This is a genomic window from Natrinema sp. 74 (assembly GCF_046097095.1).
GTDB lineage: Archaea > Halobacteriota > Halobacteria > Halobacteriales > Natrialbaceae > Natrinema.
Window position 1 is genome coordinate 2,836,753 of sequence record NZ_CP175698.1, and the last position, 14,840, is coordinate 2,851,592.

Consider the following 14,840-nt stretch of genomic DNA (forward strand, 5'->3'; position numbering starts at 1 on the left):
TTTGGTTAGGTCTCTGTTACTGACGGGTGTAACGACAGGTTACGGGAGTCCCGTCTCGCCGATTGAGGGAGGACTCGGTGCCGGCCGACGGTCATCGTGCAGGAGACGACCGAACGTGATACGCCGGGCTCGGCCGCCGCTCCGTCCGTTCGTGGTCTCCCTCGGAGGCGGACGGACGGCGATGACCCTTTCCGCACGCGATACAAGTTGGAATAGAAACATTCTTATTTTGACTGTGGAGTAACAAGAGTATGGTTCTGGATAACCCGGCCATCCGATGGGGATACAGTATTGCCAGTGGAACCACCATCGCCGCGCTCGCCGTCTTCATGCTGGATGGAACGGCGCAACTGGTCGCCCTCGGGATCGCCGTCCTCGACATCGTCGTCACACCGCAGATTCTCAAACGCGCCGCCGATCAGTGATCGGATCGACGACCGCCGAGCGTGTCTGTGTCTCCGACGGCGCTGTCACGGGCCGAATCGGGGTGCTATTATAGACTGAACTGGGTGTAGTTTCCGCCACGACCGGTTCGGCGGATTGCGGACCGGTACGATTAAGTGTCCATCACCTGCGGTGTTTCGTATGAGTGGACGACCGCTGGACGTCCTCGAGGCGTCACTCGGCGAACGCGTCACGGTACGACTCAAAAGTGGCGACGAATACGTCGGCGACCTCGCCGGCTACGATCAGCACATGAATCTGGTGCTCGAGGACGCGACGATCCCCGTCGAGGGCGGCGTCGAGGACGAGACGCCGGTCGAAGACACAACCATTATACGCGGCGACAACGTCGTGTCGATCACTCCATGACTGGTGCAGGAACCCCGAGCCAAGGAAAGAAGAACAAGACGACCCACGTCAAGTGTCGTCGCTGCGGTGAGAAGTCCTACCACACGAAGAAAAAGCAGTGTTCGTCGTGTGGCTTCGGCAAATCCGCCAAGCGCCGCGACTACGAGTGGCAGTCGAAGACTGGCGACAACTGATCTCTCCGTTTCTCTCGTTCGTTCTCGTCTTCACGCACGTCCCAGCGGCGACGCCGGATGCGCCGATGAACAGCCCTTAGTTCGCCGCCGCGAAGGATCGTCTATGGAGACGACAGACGCGTTCGCCGGGCTCGAGTGTGTCGACTGCGGAGCCGCCGTCGGCGCCGCCGAGTCCCATCGGTGTCCGGACTGCGGCGGGTCGCTCGACCCGACCTACGACTACGGCGCGATCGAGATCGATCACGAGACGCTCGCCGACCGACCGTTCGACTCGCAGTGGCGCTACGCCGAACTGCTCCCGTTTCCGCGCGAGTCGGCGGTGACGACCGCGGAGGGCGCGACGCCGCTGGTCGACTGTCCCGACCTGGCCGACGAACTCGGCGTCGAGCGCGTTCTCATCAAGGACGACGGCCGGAATCCGACCGGCTCGAGCACGGATCGCGGCGCGTCGGTGGCCGTCACGGCCGCTGCCGAGCACGGCGCGAGCGACGTCGCCCTCCCCTCGACGGGCAACGGCGGCCAGGCCGCCGCGGCTTACGCGGCTCGCGCGGGGCTGGGCGCGCACGCGTATCTCCCCTCGCGTTCCGGCTTCACGAACAAGGCCATGGTCAACGTCCACGGCGGCGACATGAACGTGGTCGGCGGCCGCTTCGGCGACGCCGTCGGGGCCTTCGCGGAGGGCAGAGACGAGCACGATGACTGGTACTCGCTCCGGTCGTTCGACACACCATACCGCCACGAGGGCGCGAAGACGCTGTTTTACGAGATCGCCGAGCAACTCGAGTGGAGCGTCCCCGACGCGATCTGCTATCCGACGGGAGACGGCGTCGGACTCGTCGGCCTCGCGAAGGCCGCGACCGAGGTTCGGAAGCTGGGCCTGACCGACGACCTGCCCGCCCTCTATGCCGCACAAGCCTCGGGCTGTGCGCCGATCGTCGAGGCGCTCGACGAGGGTCGCGACGAACACGAACCGGTCGAGCACCCCGACACGATCTGTGGCGAACTCGAGGTGCCAGCCCCCGCGGGGAGCCAGCGCGTGCTTGAGGCGATCCGCGAGACCGACGGCGGCGGCGTCGCGACGGACGACCCTGACATCCTCGAGGCCGCTGTGCGGGTGGCCCAGTCGACGGGCCTCGAGTTGATTCCCAGCGCCGCGGCGGCGGCCAGCGGCGCGTGGGAGCTCGCCGAACGCGGTGAATTCGACGGTGACGAGACGGTCGTCATCGTCAACACGGGCTCGGGCAACAAGGAGGCCGACGTGTTGCGCAGCCACCTGATGGGGCAGGGCGTCTGAGCCGCCGTCGAGTTTGCCAGTCGGTGGTATCCCCCAGTATACCGGGCGAAACCGCTAGCCGGAGCCCGGTCCGCCGGGCCGACCGTCTCGATTTACCGACAAAGTCTTGACTGCGAGACGAGTAGACGAAACGAGTACCAATGTGTGAACATTCACCAGAGTGTTCGAACGGGGCCACATGCGAGCTCGTCCTCGAGAACGGGCAGACCGGGCTCGAGACCGCCGAGTACTACTGCAAGGCCCACCTCGTCCTGCGGATCTGGGAACTCGAGGAAGACAGTTCGATGCGAGCCGTCAGCGCCGAACGGCTATAGTCTGGGTTCGACGGCATCGGCCGCGGCTGGCCCGCCGTGTCGGCCTCGAGTGTGCCTCCGAGTTGGTTCTAGATTGGGTCGACCGTGGGACCCTCGAAACGGGGGCGTTCCGTAGCGTTTTTGCTGGTTGTCGGGAAACGACGCGGTATGACTACCCCTTGGGACGACTGGAACCATATTCTCAAACTCGATCCGGACAAGGAACTTCCGGACGGTGTGACCTACGAAGATCTCTGTGCGACCGGCACCGACGCGATCGAAGTCGGTGGCACGATGGGCATCACTCGGGAGAACATGAGCGACGTTATCGACGCCTGCGCCGAGCACGACGTCGCCCTCTACCAAGAGCCCTCGAACCCCGAGGTCGTCCTCGAGGACGACGTACTCGACGGCTATCTCATTCCGACCGTGTTCAATGCCGGCTCGCCGTTTTGGATCACCGAGGCCCACAAGGAGTGGGTGCGACTCGAGGGCGAACTCGACTGGGCGCGGACGACGACCGAGGCCTACATCGTCATGAACCCGGAAGCCGACGTCGCGGAACTGACCGAGGCGAACTGCGATCTCGACGCCGACGACGTGGCGGCCTACGCGACGGTCGCCGAGCACATGTTTGGCCAAGAGATCGTCTACGTCGAATACTCCGGTACCCTCGGCGACGAAGGCGTCGTCGAAGCGGCCGCAAACGCCCTCGACGACTCGACGCTGTTCTACGGCGGCGGCATCCACGGCTACGATTCCGCGTACGCGATGGCGCAGTACGCCGACGTCATCGTCGTCGGCGACCTCGCCCACGACGAGGGAATCGAAGCGGTCCGCGAGACCGTCGAGGCGGCCAACGACGCGTAGCCGCCGGACGCGACCGACTGCGACGCGGACGTGCGCAGTTGATCGAAACGCAACTGGTCGAGTGAATCGACGATCGCCGCGAGCGGTGCCCGTTACTCGAGGACGAGATCGCACAGCCGCGGGAGGACGTCGGTCACGTCTTCCCGGAGCACCGCGTCGGCGGTGTCGTCGTGCGGCGTCGACTCGAGGTTGACGATGCCGACCGTCGCGCCGGTCGACGCGGCCAACCGCGGGAGCGAGGCGGCGGGTTCGACAACGAGCGAGGAGCCGATCGCGAGAAAGGCGTCGCTCTCGCGTGCGAGCGACCGGGCACGCTGAATGACCGCACCCGGAAGCTGTTCGCCGAAGAGGACGATGTCCGGTTTGAAGATGCCACCGCAGTCGCAGGTCGGCGGGAGTTCGCCGTCTGCGGCGCGTTCGAATACCGGATCGCCGTCTCGGCGCTTGCCACAGTCCGTACAGCGAACCCGCTGGGAGTTGCCGTGAAGCTCGAGGATCGTCGTCTCGTCCTCAGCGGTCGCTCCCTCCTCGCAGACCGAATCGGCCGCCTCGCCGTGTAGTCCATCGGTATTCTGGGTGAGGATCGCCTCGAGACTCCCCGCGTTCCCCATCGCGGCCAGCGCCTCGTGGGCTGCGTTGGGTTCGTACTCGCCGTCGAACAGCTCCCGCTGTAAGTCGACGCGGTCGGCCCAGAATCCGGCAGGGTCGCGCTGAAACCGGCCGTAGGCGAACTGTCCCTCGTCGAACCGCTCCCAGACGCCGTCGTCGCCGCGGAAGGTCGGCACGCCGGACGGTGACGAGAGTCCCGCGCCGGTGAAGGCGACGACCGTCTCTGCACGCTGTACGTCGTCAGCGAGTCGCTCGAGGTCGTCCATATCACCCTAGTCGCGCCCGCTCGGCAAAACGATTATTCTCGGTGCGAACGACTGTGCTTAAGTTCCGCCTGCGTGAATCGGGAGGTATGCAGGACAGAACCTACACTGCCGACGCCGAGCCGGGCGACGACGCGACCGTCGCCGGCTGGGTCCACGAGATCCGCGATCTCGGGGGCATCGCATTTCTGATTCTCCGGGACACCACGGGCAAGATCCAGATCAAATTCGAGAAAGACGAGATGGACGACGATCTAGTCGAGACGGGACTCGGCGTCTCCCGCGAGAGCGTCGTCAAAGTCTCCGGTGCGGTCGAGGAGGAACCTCGCGCGCCGACGGGCGTCGAGATCACGCCCGACTCCGTCGACGTCATCGCCCCCGCCGACCCCGAACTGCCGCTCGATCCGTCGGGGAAGGTCGACGCCGACCTCTCGACGCGGCTGGACAACCGCACGCTCGACCTGCGCAAACCGGACGTGCAGTCCGTCTTTGAGATCCGCTCGGAGATCCTGCGAGCGGTCCGCGAGCAGTTCCGCGAGTTCCGCTGTACGGAGATCAACACGCCGAAGATCGTCGCCACGGGTACCGAAGGCGGCACCGAGCTCTTCCCGATCACCTACTTCGGCGAGGAGGCCTTCATGAACCAGTCGCCACAGCTGTTCAAGCAGCTCATCGCCGGCTCGAACGTCGAGCGCGTCTTCGAGATCGGCCCGATCTTCCGCGCCGAGGAACACAACACGCCGCGGCACCTGAACGAGGCGACTTCGATCGACTTCGAGGGTGCGTTCTGTGATCAAAACGACGCCATGGACGTCGTCGAGGGCGTCGTGAAAGCTGCCTACGAGGCCGTCGCCGAGAACTGTAGCGAGGAACTCGAGGCACTGGGTCTCGAAGAGGAGTTTGCCGCGCCGGCGGAGGAGTTCCCGCGTATCAGCTACGGGGACGCTATCGAGCGCATCAACGCGACGGGCGAACTCGACGAGCAACTGGTCTGGGGTGACGACCTCTCGACACCGGCCGAGGAGGCGCTCGGGCAGGACGTCGGCGGTCACTACTTCATCACCGACTGGCCCAGCGAGATCAAGCCCTTCTACATCAAGGACCGCGACGACGACCCCGAGCTGTCGACCGGCTTCGACCTGATGCACCCGCGGATGGAACTGGTTTCGGGCGGCCAGCGCGAACACCGCCACGAGAAGCTCATCGAGGGCTTCGAACAGCAGGGACTCGATCCCGACCAGTTCGAGTACTACACGAAGATGTTCAAATACGGCATGCCGCCCCACGCCGGCTTCGGCCTCGGCGGCGAGCGCCTCATCATGACGATCCTCGGACTGGACAACATCCGGGAGGCCGTTCTCTTCCCGAGAGATCGTCAGCGTCTGTCGCCGTAGGCGACAGACCTGAGAGCCAGCGAGACGACCAAAGGGAGTCTCGCAGGACCGGCAGCGGCTGAGCCCATAGGGCTGGCCGCGGCCAGTCGAGCGGGAGTTCGTTGGACGATCGGTGGAAGTCAAACGGTATTCCCGCGAGATCGCCAGCGGTTGTCGCCGTAGGCGACAACCCCGAAAACTGGTAGGACGAACGGGACCTCGCCACGAAGTACCGTCGGACGCTGATCCCGGTTTCGTCGTTCTCGTCGACTCGCGACACGTGCAACCGAACTATCAGCTCCACCAGCTCCCGTCGTCGCTACCGTCGTCACCCCCGTTCGTGTCACCACAGCTCCCGTCGTTGATCGCCGCGGCGAGGTCTGCACCGACCGTGGCGTCGCCGAGGTACGAGAGGTGGCTCCCGACGCTGCCCGTGACATCAATGTCGGTGTAGTTCGGCGCAGGATTGCAGCCGGCCCCTTCGGTGCCGAGGGCAGTGTCGCCGAGGCCGCCGTAGGCCGAGCCGACCGTCGAGTCGTTCTGGGAGTGGTAGTTGCGCACCTCGCAGGCGTTGCTGAGACCGGCGTTCCACGGGTCGCCACAGATCTCGGAGCCGTCGGCCGCCGTCCCGAGACCGGCGACGGTCTCGAGTTCGTAGCCGCTTGCAAGCTTGGCCGAGGTCCAGTAGACACAGCGGCCGCCCAGCGAGTGTCCCACGAGGTGGATACGCCCGCCGCCTGCGTCGGAGAAGTCCTCGGCGAGGCCGGCAACGACCTCGCCGACGTCCTCGGTGTCTCGTTCGGCACCGAAGTAATTGATAGTGGTCGCGGGCCACTCGATCGCGACGGTCCGGGCCGGCGAATAGCCGCCGGATTCGAGCGAACGTAGCACGTCAGCGGCCTGGCTCGAGACGGAGGAGTCGCCGAACCACCCGTGGATGAAGACGAGCAGTTCGTCGGTGACCGGGAGGCTCCCGTCGGCGCTCCAACCGAATAGGCCATCATCGACGGTGATAATGTCGGGACCGCCGATCTGAGCGGACGCCGAGTTCGACGCGGCGGCCAGTCCCGCACCGCCGACGATCGCCGTCCCGGTCGCTTTCACGAGGCTTCGTCGGTCGATCGTCGATTCGTCCGTCGTCGGTTCGTTGCCGTGGGTGTCGTTATCTGTCATCGACGTACTACGAGATCACGCAGCCGAGATTGGGTGTTCTTTCTCTATACTGAGCGTATTTATGGGACGATGGGTACGGAACCAACGTGGACGCTGGACAACGTGGACGCATGATATCCGTTCGGACGTTGCCCGAGCGATCGAGCGCCACACCGAGCTCGTGATCGGCGTCGGTAAGCGAGACGGCACACGTCGGTCACGCGGTGCCTCACGTTCGCTGTCGGCCAAGCGAACCGGGATGAGAACCTTCAACGTTATACCGTTCGGGCCGAAAGCGACGGCGTAATGCGCGAGGAGGCGACGGCGTTCGTACCCGGACACATTACCGGCTTTTTCAGCGCCCATTCGGACGAAGACCCGACGAAAGCCGGGTCTCGAGGTGCAGGACTGACGCTCACTGACGGTGTCGAGGTGACGGTCGAACCCGCCACCGGCGACGATTCGACCGTCGTCCTCGACGGCACGGAACTCGAGGTCGATCCGGTGGCGACCGTCCTCGAGACCCTGAACGCGACCGCGCACGTCGAGGCCGAGTCAGAGATTCCGCTCGGAGCGGGCTTCGGTGTCTCAGGTGCGCTGGCGCTGGGGACGGCACTGGCAGCCAACCGGGTGTTCGAACGCAAACTCTCGATGAACGAACTCGTAACGATCGCCCACGGTGCCGAGGTACGGGCCGGGACGGGCCTGGGTGACGTGGTTGCACAGGCCCGTGGCGGCGTCCCGATTCGCCTCGAGCCGGGCGGGCCACAGCACAACACGCTCGATGCGGTTCCGTCGCGGGCGCGCGTCGAGTACATCTCGTTCGGCGAACTCTCGACTGCCGACGTACTCTCGGGCGACACCGAGGAGCTGACGGCCGCCGGCGAGGAGGCCCTGTCCAGGGTCGTCGAAGAGCCGACGCTCCTCTCGTTTATGTACGCCTCGAGATTGTTCGCGCGCGACGCCGGTCTCCTGACCGACCAGGTCACGGAAACTGTTGCCGATGTCTCGGCAGCCGATGGTCAGGCCTCGATGGCCATGCTCGGGGAGACCGTCTTCGCGCTCGGAACCGGGCTGTCCGACGCCGGCTACGACCCGTCGGTCTGTGCGACCCACCCGGCCGGTGCCGTCCTGCGGTAGGTGACCTCGCTGTTTACTTGCCACCTTCGGCGGCCCGTCGCGGCGGGGGCTCCGCGCCTGCACCCAATTAAATACCCCCACTATCTATCAGACGATGTACCCGTCCGACGGCTGAATCGCACGCGGGCGCGCCGGTATCGTTCGGTCCACGCGTCTCCCTTCTGAACCAAACGCCGTCGACTCGCTGCCACCCTCTCGTTATCACTATTGAAAACTCGAGTGAGAGGCACATTGCTTCCGTTTTTGATCTGCATTCATTCCTCGTCGACGCTCGCGGACCGGGTCGGTCGACGGATCGCTGTCGACACATATGTTAGTTGTATTATATAACATACATATTACTGGTAGCCAGAACTTTATTATGGTGCGTTCGAGTTATCCGGTCAAGATTTGAAATGGCATCACTGACTGACATTCATCAAGACCTGTTTAAGTTGTACGAACATTACGTCGGGGAACCCGACTCAAGCAAGGACGTCTACGGCTATTGGCTGTTCATCGTCGGGTACATCATCGGGGCGGCGGGCGTGGTGACCTTCGTCGTCGGATACGCAGGGACATCGAATTCCTACGCCTTGATTAAGATTTCCGGCGTCACGGCCGCGGCGGGGCTCGCGCTCTGTTTGTTCGGCATCGTGCTCATGTTACCGGTGCGACGGCGCGGGATACAGGCCAGCGCCGTTGGGCTCGCCGTCTCCTTCGTAGGCGTCGGATTCTTCGCCTGGGCGTACCCATACAACTGGCGCGCGCTCGGGACCGACTACAGCGTCGAAGTGATCTCGGTCTATACGTTCGGGATCGGCATCATCGCGGGCGTTACCGCGCTCGTTCCGATTCTCACCGGTCAGCGGGGGATGTTCGTCGAAGAAGAGGGACAGACGGAAGATCCGGCGATCCTCACCGGCGACGCGATGGAGAGCGCCCAGTTCGCCGTCTTCCGCGACGAAAACGGCGACTGGAAGTGGCACGTCCTCCACCTCGAGGCGCTGGCCCAGAGCACCGAAAGCGCCGTCACGCGGCCGGATGCGACGGAGGGCATCGAACGCGTCAAGTCACAGATCAGCTCCGCGGGACTGATGGAGCTGACGACCTCGGCGTTCCGGCTCTACGAGGACCGCGACGGCTCCTGGCAGTGGACGCTCGCGCGCGACGACGGTTCGATCGTCGGCTCCTGTGCCGGCGAGTTCGACCGACGCGACGGTGCCGAGGAGTCGGTCAGCTTCCTGAAAGACCGTGGCCCCGAGGCCGACGTGATCGAGATCGAAGGCGCGGCGTTCACCTACGAGCAGCGACGCGATCAGTGGTACTGGCAACTCGTCGACGACGACCGCACGCCGCTGGCCTCGAGCGAGACGGGTCACTCGACGCAGGAACGCGCCGAGGAGGCCGCCCGGACGTTCGCCGAGCGATTCGACCGCGCGCGAGTGCTCGACGTCGAGCACATCGGCGTGGAGCTCTGTGAGGGGGCCGCCGGCTGGACCTGGCGGTTCGTCGACGCCGCCGACGACGTCATCGCCACCAGCACGCACGAGTTCGGCTCCCGGCGCAGCGCCGAGAAAGCCGCTGAGGACCTGCTGCCGGAACTGGACTCGGCGTCGATCACCGTCGCCGGTGAACCGACGTTCGAACTCTACGAGGACGACGAGGAGTGGCGCTACCGACTCATCGACGCGACCGAGCACGTCGTCGCGCGCGGCCCTGACGGGACGCGCGAACGCGGCGGCTCCGAGCGGTGGGCCGACGAGTTCAGCGAGAACGCCCGTGACGCCGACATCGTCGAAATCGAGAGCGCGGAGTACGAGGTCTATCCGACCCCGGACGCCGCGGGCGAAGAGTACACGTTCGACGCGGCCGAGACGTCCGCCGCGGCGATCGAGGACCCTGAGCCGGCTCCGGACGGCGGGACGGTCGCGGACGACAGCACGGAAGCCGACGACACCGGACCGTGGAACTGGCGACTCGTCACGGACGACCGCGACGTCATCGCGGCGAGTAACGTCCCCCACGGCGACGCCGAGTCGGCCGCCGACGCGATCGAGCGCGTTCGCCAACAGGCCAACGAGGCCGATCTCATCGAGTTCGAAAACGCCGCGTTCCAGGTCTACGAGGCCGACGACGGCGAGTGGCGCTGGCGGCTCATCGACGAGGACGGCAACGTCTTGGCCGACAGCGGCGAGGAACACACCTCCCGCGGGGAGGCCGCCGAAGCGATGATGACGCTCAAAGAGCAGGCCCCCGACGCCGAACTGCTCGAGATCGAGACCGCCGCCTTCGAGCTGTTCGTCAACGAGGACGACGAGTGGGGCTGGCGGCTCATCGACGAGGGCGGGAAACTCGTCGCCGAGGACCCGAACACTCACCCGACGCGCGACGCCGCGCGCGACGCGATGAACCGCCTGCTCGAGCACCTCGAGTCGAACGTGCGGACGATGGACGAGGCGATCTTCCAGACGTACGCGACCGAGGACTGGCACTGGCGGTTCGTCATGCCGGCGGGCGAAATCGTCGCCGTCGGCGGTGAGCCGTATCCGACCCGCGACGAACTGGTCGACGGTCTCGACGATGTTCGCGAGGCGGCCGCGTCGGCCGGTCAGTTCACGATCGGCGACGTCTCCGTCCAGCTCTACGAGACCGACGACTGGCACTTCCGTCTGCTCGACCGCGACCGCGAAGAGATCGCCGACGCAAACGTCTCCTTTAGCGACCGCGACGCGGCGATGGACGGCGTCGAGGACCTGGCGGTGAACGCGGCCGACGCGCCGATCTTCTCGATCGAGGACGCCGCGATCCGTCTCGACGGCGAGGACGAGGACGGCTGGTCGTGGGAACTCGTCGACCGCGACCGCGAGGTACTCGCCGAAGCGGTCGACACCGCCGCGAGCAAGGACGACCTCTACGACGCGATCGAGGACGTCCGCCGGCTCGCGCCGATGGCCGGCCGGGTCGATTTCGACGTGGCTTCCTTCGAACTCGTCGCCGACGAGGACGATCGCTGGCAATGGCGGCTCATCGACGAGGACGGCCGCACCGTCGCGACCGGCTCCGAAGCCTACGAAACCTCCGAGGCCGCTCGCGAGGCCCTAGCGGACGTCCGCGACCTGATCGAGTCGGCGAGCATCCTCGAGATCGACAGCGTCTCGTTCGAGCTCCACACCGACGATGACGGCTGGGTCTGGCAGCTGATCGACGAGTACGGTGCGATGATGGCCGAGAGCACCCAGACCTACGAGACCCGAACCGCGGCCCGCGGGGCGATGAACGACGTGAAGGCCCAGGCACCCGAGGGCTGGATCACGTTCACCGAGTAACGACCCGGCGATCAATCGGCTTTTTTATCGACGGTACTGAGTCACCCCTCGTGAGCGACTACGACACCGTTTCCGCCGACGTCGAGCACGAGGAGGAGATCCCGGAGGACCACCCCAGATACCAGGATCTGCTCACTCGCCACCGGATCGAGCGGGGCGTCGAGAAGGGGATCACCCACCTACAGGGGATGCACGCCGAGGGACGGGGCAGCGCGTTCGACTATCTGCTGGGAGAGGAGACGATTCCCAGCGCCGACGACGCCGAGCGGGCGGCCGCGGCGCACCTCCTGCTCGCCGATCGACCGGTGCTCTCGATCAACGGCAACGTCGCGGCGCTGGTCCCCGGCGAGATGGTCCAACTGGCCGACGCCGTCGACGCCGACCTCGAGGTCAACCTGTTCAATCGCACGCCCGAGCGCATCGCGGCCATCGCCGACCACCTCCGCGAGCACGGCGCAGACGAGGTCAAGGGACTCGAGGCCGACGCGCACATTCCAAATCTGGATCACAAACGGGCGAAAGTCGACGCCGACGGGATCTACGCGGCCGACGCGGTGCTCGTTCCCCTCGAGGACGGCGATCGCGCTGAGGCCCTAGACGAGATGGGCAAGACCGAGATCGTGATCGATCTCAACCCGCTATCGCGGTCGCCACAGGTGGCCGACGTGCCGATCGTCGACAACATCATCCGCGCCGTGCCGAACATCACCGAGCACGCGCGAGAACTGGCCGACGCCGACGAGGACGACCTACGGGCGGTTATCGAGGCCTTCGACCGGGAGCGAGCGCTCGAGGCGGCCGAAGAGCGCATTCGGTCCGGGGACCTCTGACCGCCACCGAAGTCAGCGCTTCCCCGTAATCGTCGGCGAGACCGAATCGCGCGCCCCCTCGCGCTCGATGATCTGTGGTCGCTCGACGCCGTCGACGAACGGCAGTTTCGACGCGATCGCCGCTTTCGCCTCTTCGAGACGGTAGTACGACAGCCACAGCGCCTCGCTCGCCCGCCGCGCGAGCGAGTTATCGATCTCGTAGTCGATTCCCGGCCCGCACTCGAGTTCGTCGCCGTCGACGAGCCAGCGCCGCGCGAGCGCGACCCCTTTCTCGGCGTCGTAGCCGCGGGCGACGTAGTGCTTGTACGGGTGGCGGATCCACGAACACTCCCAGTGGGCGTAGACGTCGACGCCCGATTCGTTCTCGAGGTCGTGGAGGACGATATGCAGTTGCTCGTCGGCGAACAGCGACGGTCGCCACACCCACGAGCCTTCGGACGTGTTGCCGTCCATTCGGACCTTGAGCGCGGCGATCGGGTTGCGCGAGAACCCCAGTTGCTCGAGGACGTCCTCGATCGTCGCCTCCGAGCAGTGAACCGTGAGGGCGTACTCGTCGGCGGTCGTGTGGCTGACCGCGTAACCGCCAAACGTCCCCTGCAAGAGGAAGTGTGTCTGTGGGAGGAAGCGACGGCGCAGGGCGTTGACGAAGTCCTCTCGGTAGCTCATTGATCGGTGTGAGTACGACGACCGACCGGAAGAGTATTCGGCCGGCAGTTCGTCGCGAACTCTCTCGTCAGCGACCGTCGCGTGGGACGATCCGTTCGACTGCGGACTCGACCCGAGTCTGCAGGCGGGGCACGCAGTGGCCGGGCCAGTAGTTACGAACACGGACGCCGTCGCATTGGTATCGATGAGTAAGCCGAGCGATGTAACCAGTGACGAGCGCATAACGCGACGACTTAACACGGAGCAGGACGATCCGGCGACCCAGATCGTCGAAATCGTCGCCGACCTCGACGACGGAAGTCCGCTGAACCTCCCCCCGATCTACCGCTGCATCGACGATCTGATCGCCGACCTCTTCTCGTCGCCGCCGTCCGCCGAGGCCGACGCGTGTATCGTGTTTTCCTACGAGGGATACCGGATCCGCGTCCAGCAAGACGGGATGACCACGTTTCGCGAGCTATCGACGTAACCGTCCCGCAGTGGGCCAGACTCGCGCTCGCCGGTTCGCGTTCGCGATGGCCCGAAAGACGAATGGTTATTAGTCACCACACTGAACAGTCGTCTATGGTATCACTCGAGCCACCGTGTCTGCGATCGGACCACGCCTCCAGCGGTGCGGCCGCGGGAGCGAAACTCGGCGGGACGGTCGGCGGGGTCGCTGGCCCGGCCGGCGGTGCCGTCGGAGCCGGCGTCGGCGCTGCCACCGGCTATCTCGCCGGCACGGCCCGCGATCAGGTCGAATCGATCCCGACGCCGTTTTGAGGGGTCCGGCGGCGGTTTCAAGGGGTATAAATTCCTGGTCCGGTTCCTGCCACGTATGGACGCCTACGAGTTACTCACGCGAAACGCCGAGGAGGTCGTCACCGACGAGGAGGTCCGCGACCTCGCCGACGAGCCGGCGGGGAAACGCGCCTACGTCGGCTACGAGCCCTCCGGCGTACTCCATCTGGGCCACCTGCTGACGGCGAACAAGCTCATCGATCTCCAGGAGGCCGGCATGGAGGTCGTTGTCCTCCTGGCAGACGTCCACGCCTACCTCAACGGGAAAGGCACGTTCGAGGAGATCCGAGACATCGCCGAGCAGATGAAGGCCCAGTTCCTCGCCTACGGCCTCGACGAGGACAACGCCGAGTTCGTCTACGGCTCTGAGTTCCAACTCGACGAGGAGTACGTCCTCGATCTCCACGCCCTCGAGGTCGGGACGACGATGAACCGCGCCCAGCGCGCGATGGCCGAGATCCAGGGCGACGAGACCGCCAAGGTGAGCCACCTCGTCTACCCGCTGATGCAGACCTTGGACATCGAGTACCTCGATCTCGATCTCGCGGTCGGTGGGCTCGACCAGCGGAAGGTTCACATGCTCGCCCGCGAAAAGCTGCCCGACCTCGACTACGAGGTCCGTCCCGCCCTCCATACGCCCATCGTTGCCGATCTCACAAGCGGTGAGGGGAAGATGTCCTCGAGCGAGGGGATCACCATTTCGATGGAGGACTCGACCGAGGACGTAGAGGAGAAGGTCAACTCGGCGTACTGTCCGCCGACCCGCGACCCAGAGCCGGATGACGACGGCAACGAGCGCGAGAACCCCGTCCTCGAACTGTTCGAGTACCACGTCTTCCCGCGCTTCGAGGAGGTCGTCGTCGAACGCCCCGAGAAGTACGGCGGCGATCTGACCTACGAAGAGTTCGAGTCGCTGGCCGAAGACCTCGAGTCCGGCGACCTCCACCCCGCCGACGCGAAGGGGACGCTGGCGAGCTATCTCGACGAACTGATCGCGCCGGGCCGCGAGAAACTCCGCGAACTGCGAGACTGAACTCGTCTGTATATCAGCTTCCGGTCGCGGTAGTACTACCTCGGACGCTATTCCCGAAACAGCCCTCGGTATTGTCATACTACGTATGGTATGTGCTGTATAGGCTGTTCGACCACGATATCGACGGGCATCGTCGTCGGACACCGTCTCACCGTCTATCCCGTTCGCAATGCTCTCGCTGCCTGACAGCCGGGGGCTTCTTCGATCGACCGTTGAGCCGCGAGGACCCGCCGATTGAAGTAC

16 protein-coding genes are annotated in these 14,840 nt (G+C 65.2%); 13 read left to right on the forward strand and 3 right to left on the reverse strand.

What is annotated here, in order from left to right; all coding sequences use genetic code 11:
• Window positions 1-251: 251 nt before the first annotated feature.
• The 6 genes from ACJ70B_RS14170 to ACJ70B_RS14195 all read left to right on the forward strand — a co-directional run bounded on the left by ACJ70B_RS14170 (window position 252) and on the right by ACJ70B_RS14195 (window position 3,443).
• The gene (locus ACJ70B_RS14170) at window positions 252-425 is read left to right on the forward strand and encodes a hypothetical protein (protein ID WP_408957642.1); all 174 of its coding nucleotides are present in this window, start codon (window positions 252-254) and stop codon (window positions 423-425) included.
• Window positions 426-585: 160 nt separating this feature from the next.
• Window positions 586-813: an LSM domain-containing protein gene (locus ACJ70B_RS14175; RefSeq protein ID WP_408957643.1), complete on the forward strand. Its 228-nt coding sequence runs from the start codon at window positions 586-588 to the stop codon at window positions 811-813.
• Window positions 810-986, forward strand: a complete 177-nt coding sequence (locus ACJ70B_RS14180) for a 50S ribosomal protein L37e (protein ID WP_254761593.1) — start codon at window positions 810-812, stop codon at window positions 984-986. The genes ACJ70B_RS14175 and ACJ70B_RS14180 overlap by 4 nt, the downstream gene beginning before the upstream one ends.
• Window positions 987-1,089: 103 nt before the next feature.
• Window positions 1,090-2,280, forward strand: coding sequence for a threonine synthase (locus ACJ70B_RS14185; RefSeq protein ID WP_408957644.1), 1,191 nt, complete (start codon window positions 1,090-1,092; stop codon window positions 2,278-2,280).
• 140 nt (window positions 2,281-2,420) lie between these two features.
• Window positions 2,421-2,594: a hypothetical protein gene (locus ACJ70B_RS14190; RefSeq protein ID WP_408957645.1), complete on the forward strand. Its 174-nt coding sequence runs from the start codon at window positions 2,421-2,423 to the stop codon at window positions 2,592-2,594.
• A gap of 147 nt (window positions 2,595-2,741) precedes the next feature.
• On the forward strand, window positions 2,742-3,443 hold the full coding sequence (locus ACJ70B_RS14195; protein WP_408957646.1) for a phosphoglycerol geranylgeranyltransferase: 702 nt from the start codon (window positions 2,742-2,744) through the stop codon (window positions 3,441-3,443).
• A 92-nt stretch (window positions 3,444-3,535) separates the two neighbouring features.
• On the opposite strand, the gene ACJ70B_RS14200 is transcribed toward ACJ70B_RS14195, so the two are convergent.
• Complete coding sequence (locus ACJ70B_RS14200; RefSeq protein ID WP_408957647.1) at window positions 3,536-4,318, reverse strand: SIR2 family NAD-dependent protein deacylase; 783 nt, start codon at window positions 4,316-4,318, stop codon at window positions 3,536-3,538.
• A gap of 86 nt (window positions 4,319-4,404) precedes the next feature.
• On the opposite strand from ACJ70B_RS14200, the gene aspS reads away from it, so the two are divergent.
• Window positions 4,405-5,709, forward strand: coding sequence for an aspartate--tRNA(Asn) ligase (gene aspS / locus ACJ70B_RS14205; protein ID WP_408957648.1), 1,305 nt, complete (start codon window positions 4,405-4,407; stop codon window positions 5,707-5,709).
• Window positions 5,710-5,982: 273 nt separating this feature from the next.
• Here aspS and ACJ70B_RS14210 read toward each other — a convergent pair whose 3' ends face one another.
• Window positions 5,983-6,861 carry an esterase/lipase family protein gene (locus ACJ70B_RS14210; protein WP_408957649.1) on the reverse strand — a complete coding sequence of 293 codons (879 nt, stop codon included), beginning with the start codon at window positions 6,859-6,861 and terminating at the stop codon, window positions 5,983-5,985.
• Between the two features lie 285 nt (window positions 6,862-7,146).
• On the opposite strand from ACJ70B_RS14210, the gene ACJ70B_RS14215 reads away from it, so the two are divergent.
• The 3 genes from ACJ70B_RS14215 (at window position 7,147) to ACJ70B_RS14225 (ending at window position 12,118) form a co-directional block, all read left to right on the forward strand.
• The gene (locus ACJ70B_RS14215) at window positions 7,147-7,980 is read left to right on the forward strand and encodes a pantoate kinase (RefSeq protein WP_408957650.1); all 834 of its coding nucleotides are present in this window, start codon (window positions 7,147-7,149) and stop codon (window positions 7,978-7,980) included.
• Between the two features lie 395 nt (window positions 7,981-8,375).
• Window positions 8,376-11,288, forward strand: coding sequence for a DUF1508 domain-containing protein (locus ACJ70B_RS14220; RefSeq protein WP_408957651.1), 2,913 nt, complete (start codon window positions 8,376-8,378; stop codon window positions 11,286-11,288).
• Window positions 11,289-11,338: 50 nt separating this feature from the next.
• On the forward strand, window positions 11,339-12,118 hold the full coding sequence (locus tag ACJ70B_RS14225; protein WP_408957652.1) for a 4-phosphopantoate--beta-alanine ligase: 780 nt from the start codon (window positions 11,339-11,341) through the stop codon (window positions 12,116-12,118).
• A 12-nt stretch (window positions 12,119-12,130) separates the two neighbouring features.
• On the opposite strand, the gene ACJ70B_RS14230 is transcribed toward ACJ70B_RS14225, so the two are convergent.
• Window positions 12,131-12,784: a hypothetical protein gene (locus tag ACJ70B_RS14230; protein ID WP_408957653.1), complete on the reverse strand. Its 654-nt coding sequence runs from the start codon at window positions 12,782-12,784 to the stop codon at window positions 12,131-12,133.
• A gap of 184 nt (window positions 12,785-12,968) precedes the next feature.
• Between ACJ70B_RS14230 and ACJ70B_RS14235 the strand changes: the two genes are divergently transcribed.
• From ACJ70B_RS14235 to ACJ70B_RS14245, 3 genes are all read left to right on the forward strand, one after another.
• Window positions 12,969-13,253: a HalOD1 output domain-containing protein gene (locus ACJ70B_RS14235; protein WP_408957654.1), complete on the forward strand. Its 285-nt coding sequence runs from the start codon at window positions 12,969-12,971 to the stop codon at window positions 13,251-13,253.
• A 95-nt stretch (window positions 13,254-13,348) separates the two neighbouring features.
• Window positions 13,349-13,546, forward strand: coding sequence for a hypothetical protein (locus ACJ70B_RS14240; RefSeq protein ID WP_408957655.1), 198 nt, complete (start codon window positions 13,349-13,351; stop codon window positions 13,544-13,546).
• Window positions 13,547-13,601: 55 nt separating this feature from the next.
• The gene (locus ACJ70B_RS14245) at window positions 13,602-14,597 is read left to right on the forward strand and encodes a tyrosine--tRNA ligase (RefSeq protein WP_408957656.1); all 996 of its coding nucleotides are present in this window, start codon (window positions 13,602-13,604) and stop codon (window positions 14,595-14,597) included.
• Window positions 14,598-14,840: the final 243 nt, after the last annotated feature.

Bases quoted from the DNA above. Each gene is read 5' to 3' on its own strand.
- aspS (WP_408957648.1), top strand. From the start codon at position 4,405: ATGCAGGACAGAACCTACACTGCCGACGCCGAGCCGGGCGACGACGCG.
- ACJ70B_RS14220 (WP_408957651.1), top strand. From the start codon at position 8,376: ATGGCATCACTGACTGACATTCATCAAGACCTGTTTAAGTTGTACGAA.
- ACJ70B_RS14240 (WP_408957655.1), top strand. From the start codon at position 13,349: ATGGTATCACTCGAGCCACCGTGTCTGCGATCGGACCACGCCTCCAGC.
- ACJ70B_RS14245 (WP_408957656.1), top strand. From the start codon at position 13,602: ATGGACGCCTACGAGTTACTCACGCGAAACGCCGAGGAGGTCGTCACC.
- ACJ70B_RS14200 (WP_408957647.1), bottom strand. From the start codon at position 4,318: ATGGACGACCTCGAGCGACTCGCTGACGACGTACAGCGTGCAGAGACG.
- ACJ70B_RS14230 (WP_408957653.1), bottom strand. From the start codon at position 12,784: ATGAGCTACCGAGAGGACTTCGTCAACGCCCTGCGCCGTCGCTTCCTC.
- ACJ70B_RS14185 (WP_408957644.1), top strand. From the start codon at position 1,090: ATGGAGACGACAGACGCGTTCGCCGGGCTCGAGTGTGTCGACTGCGGA.
- ACJ70B_RS14180 (WP_254761593.1), top strand. From the start codon at position 810: ATGACTGGTGCAGGAACCCCGAGCCAAGGAAAGAAGAACAAGACGACC.
- ACJ70B_RS14190 (WP_408957645.1), top strand. From the start codon at position 2,421: ATGTGTGAACATTCACCAGAGTGTTCGAACGGGGCCACATGCGAGCTC.
- ACJ70B_RS14235 (WP_408957654.1), top strand. From the start codon at position 12,969: ATGAGTAAGCCGAGCGATGTAACCAGTGACGAGCGCATAACGCGACGA.
- ACJ70B_RS14215 (WP_408957650.1), top strand. From the start codon at position 7,147: ATGCGCGAGGAGGCGACGGCGTTCGTACCCGGACACATTACCGGCTTT.
- ACJ70B_RS14170 (WP_408957642.1), top strand. From the start codon at position 252: ATGGTTCTGGATAACCCGGCCATCCGATGGGGATACAGTATTGCCAGT.
- ACJ70B_RS14210 (WP_408957649.1), bottom strand. From the start codon at position 6,861: ATGACAGATAACGACACCCACGGCAACGAACCGACGACGGACGAATCG.
- ACJ70B_RS14195 (WP_408957646.1), top strand. From the start codon at position 2,742: ATGACTACCCCTTGGGACGACTGGAACCATATTCTCAAACTCGATCCG.
- ACJ70B_RS14175 (WP_408957643.1), top strand. From the start codon at position 586: ATGAGTGGACGACCGCTGGACGTCCTCGAGGCGTCACTCGGCGAACGC.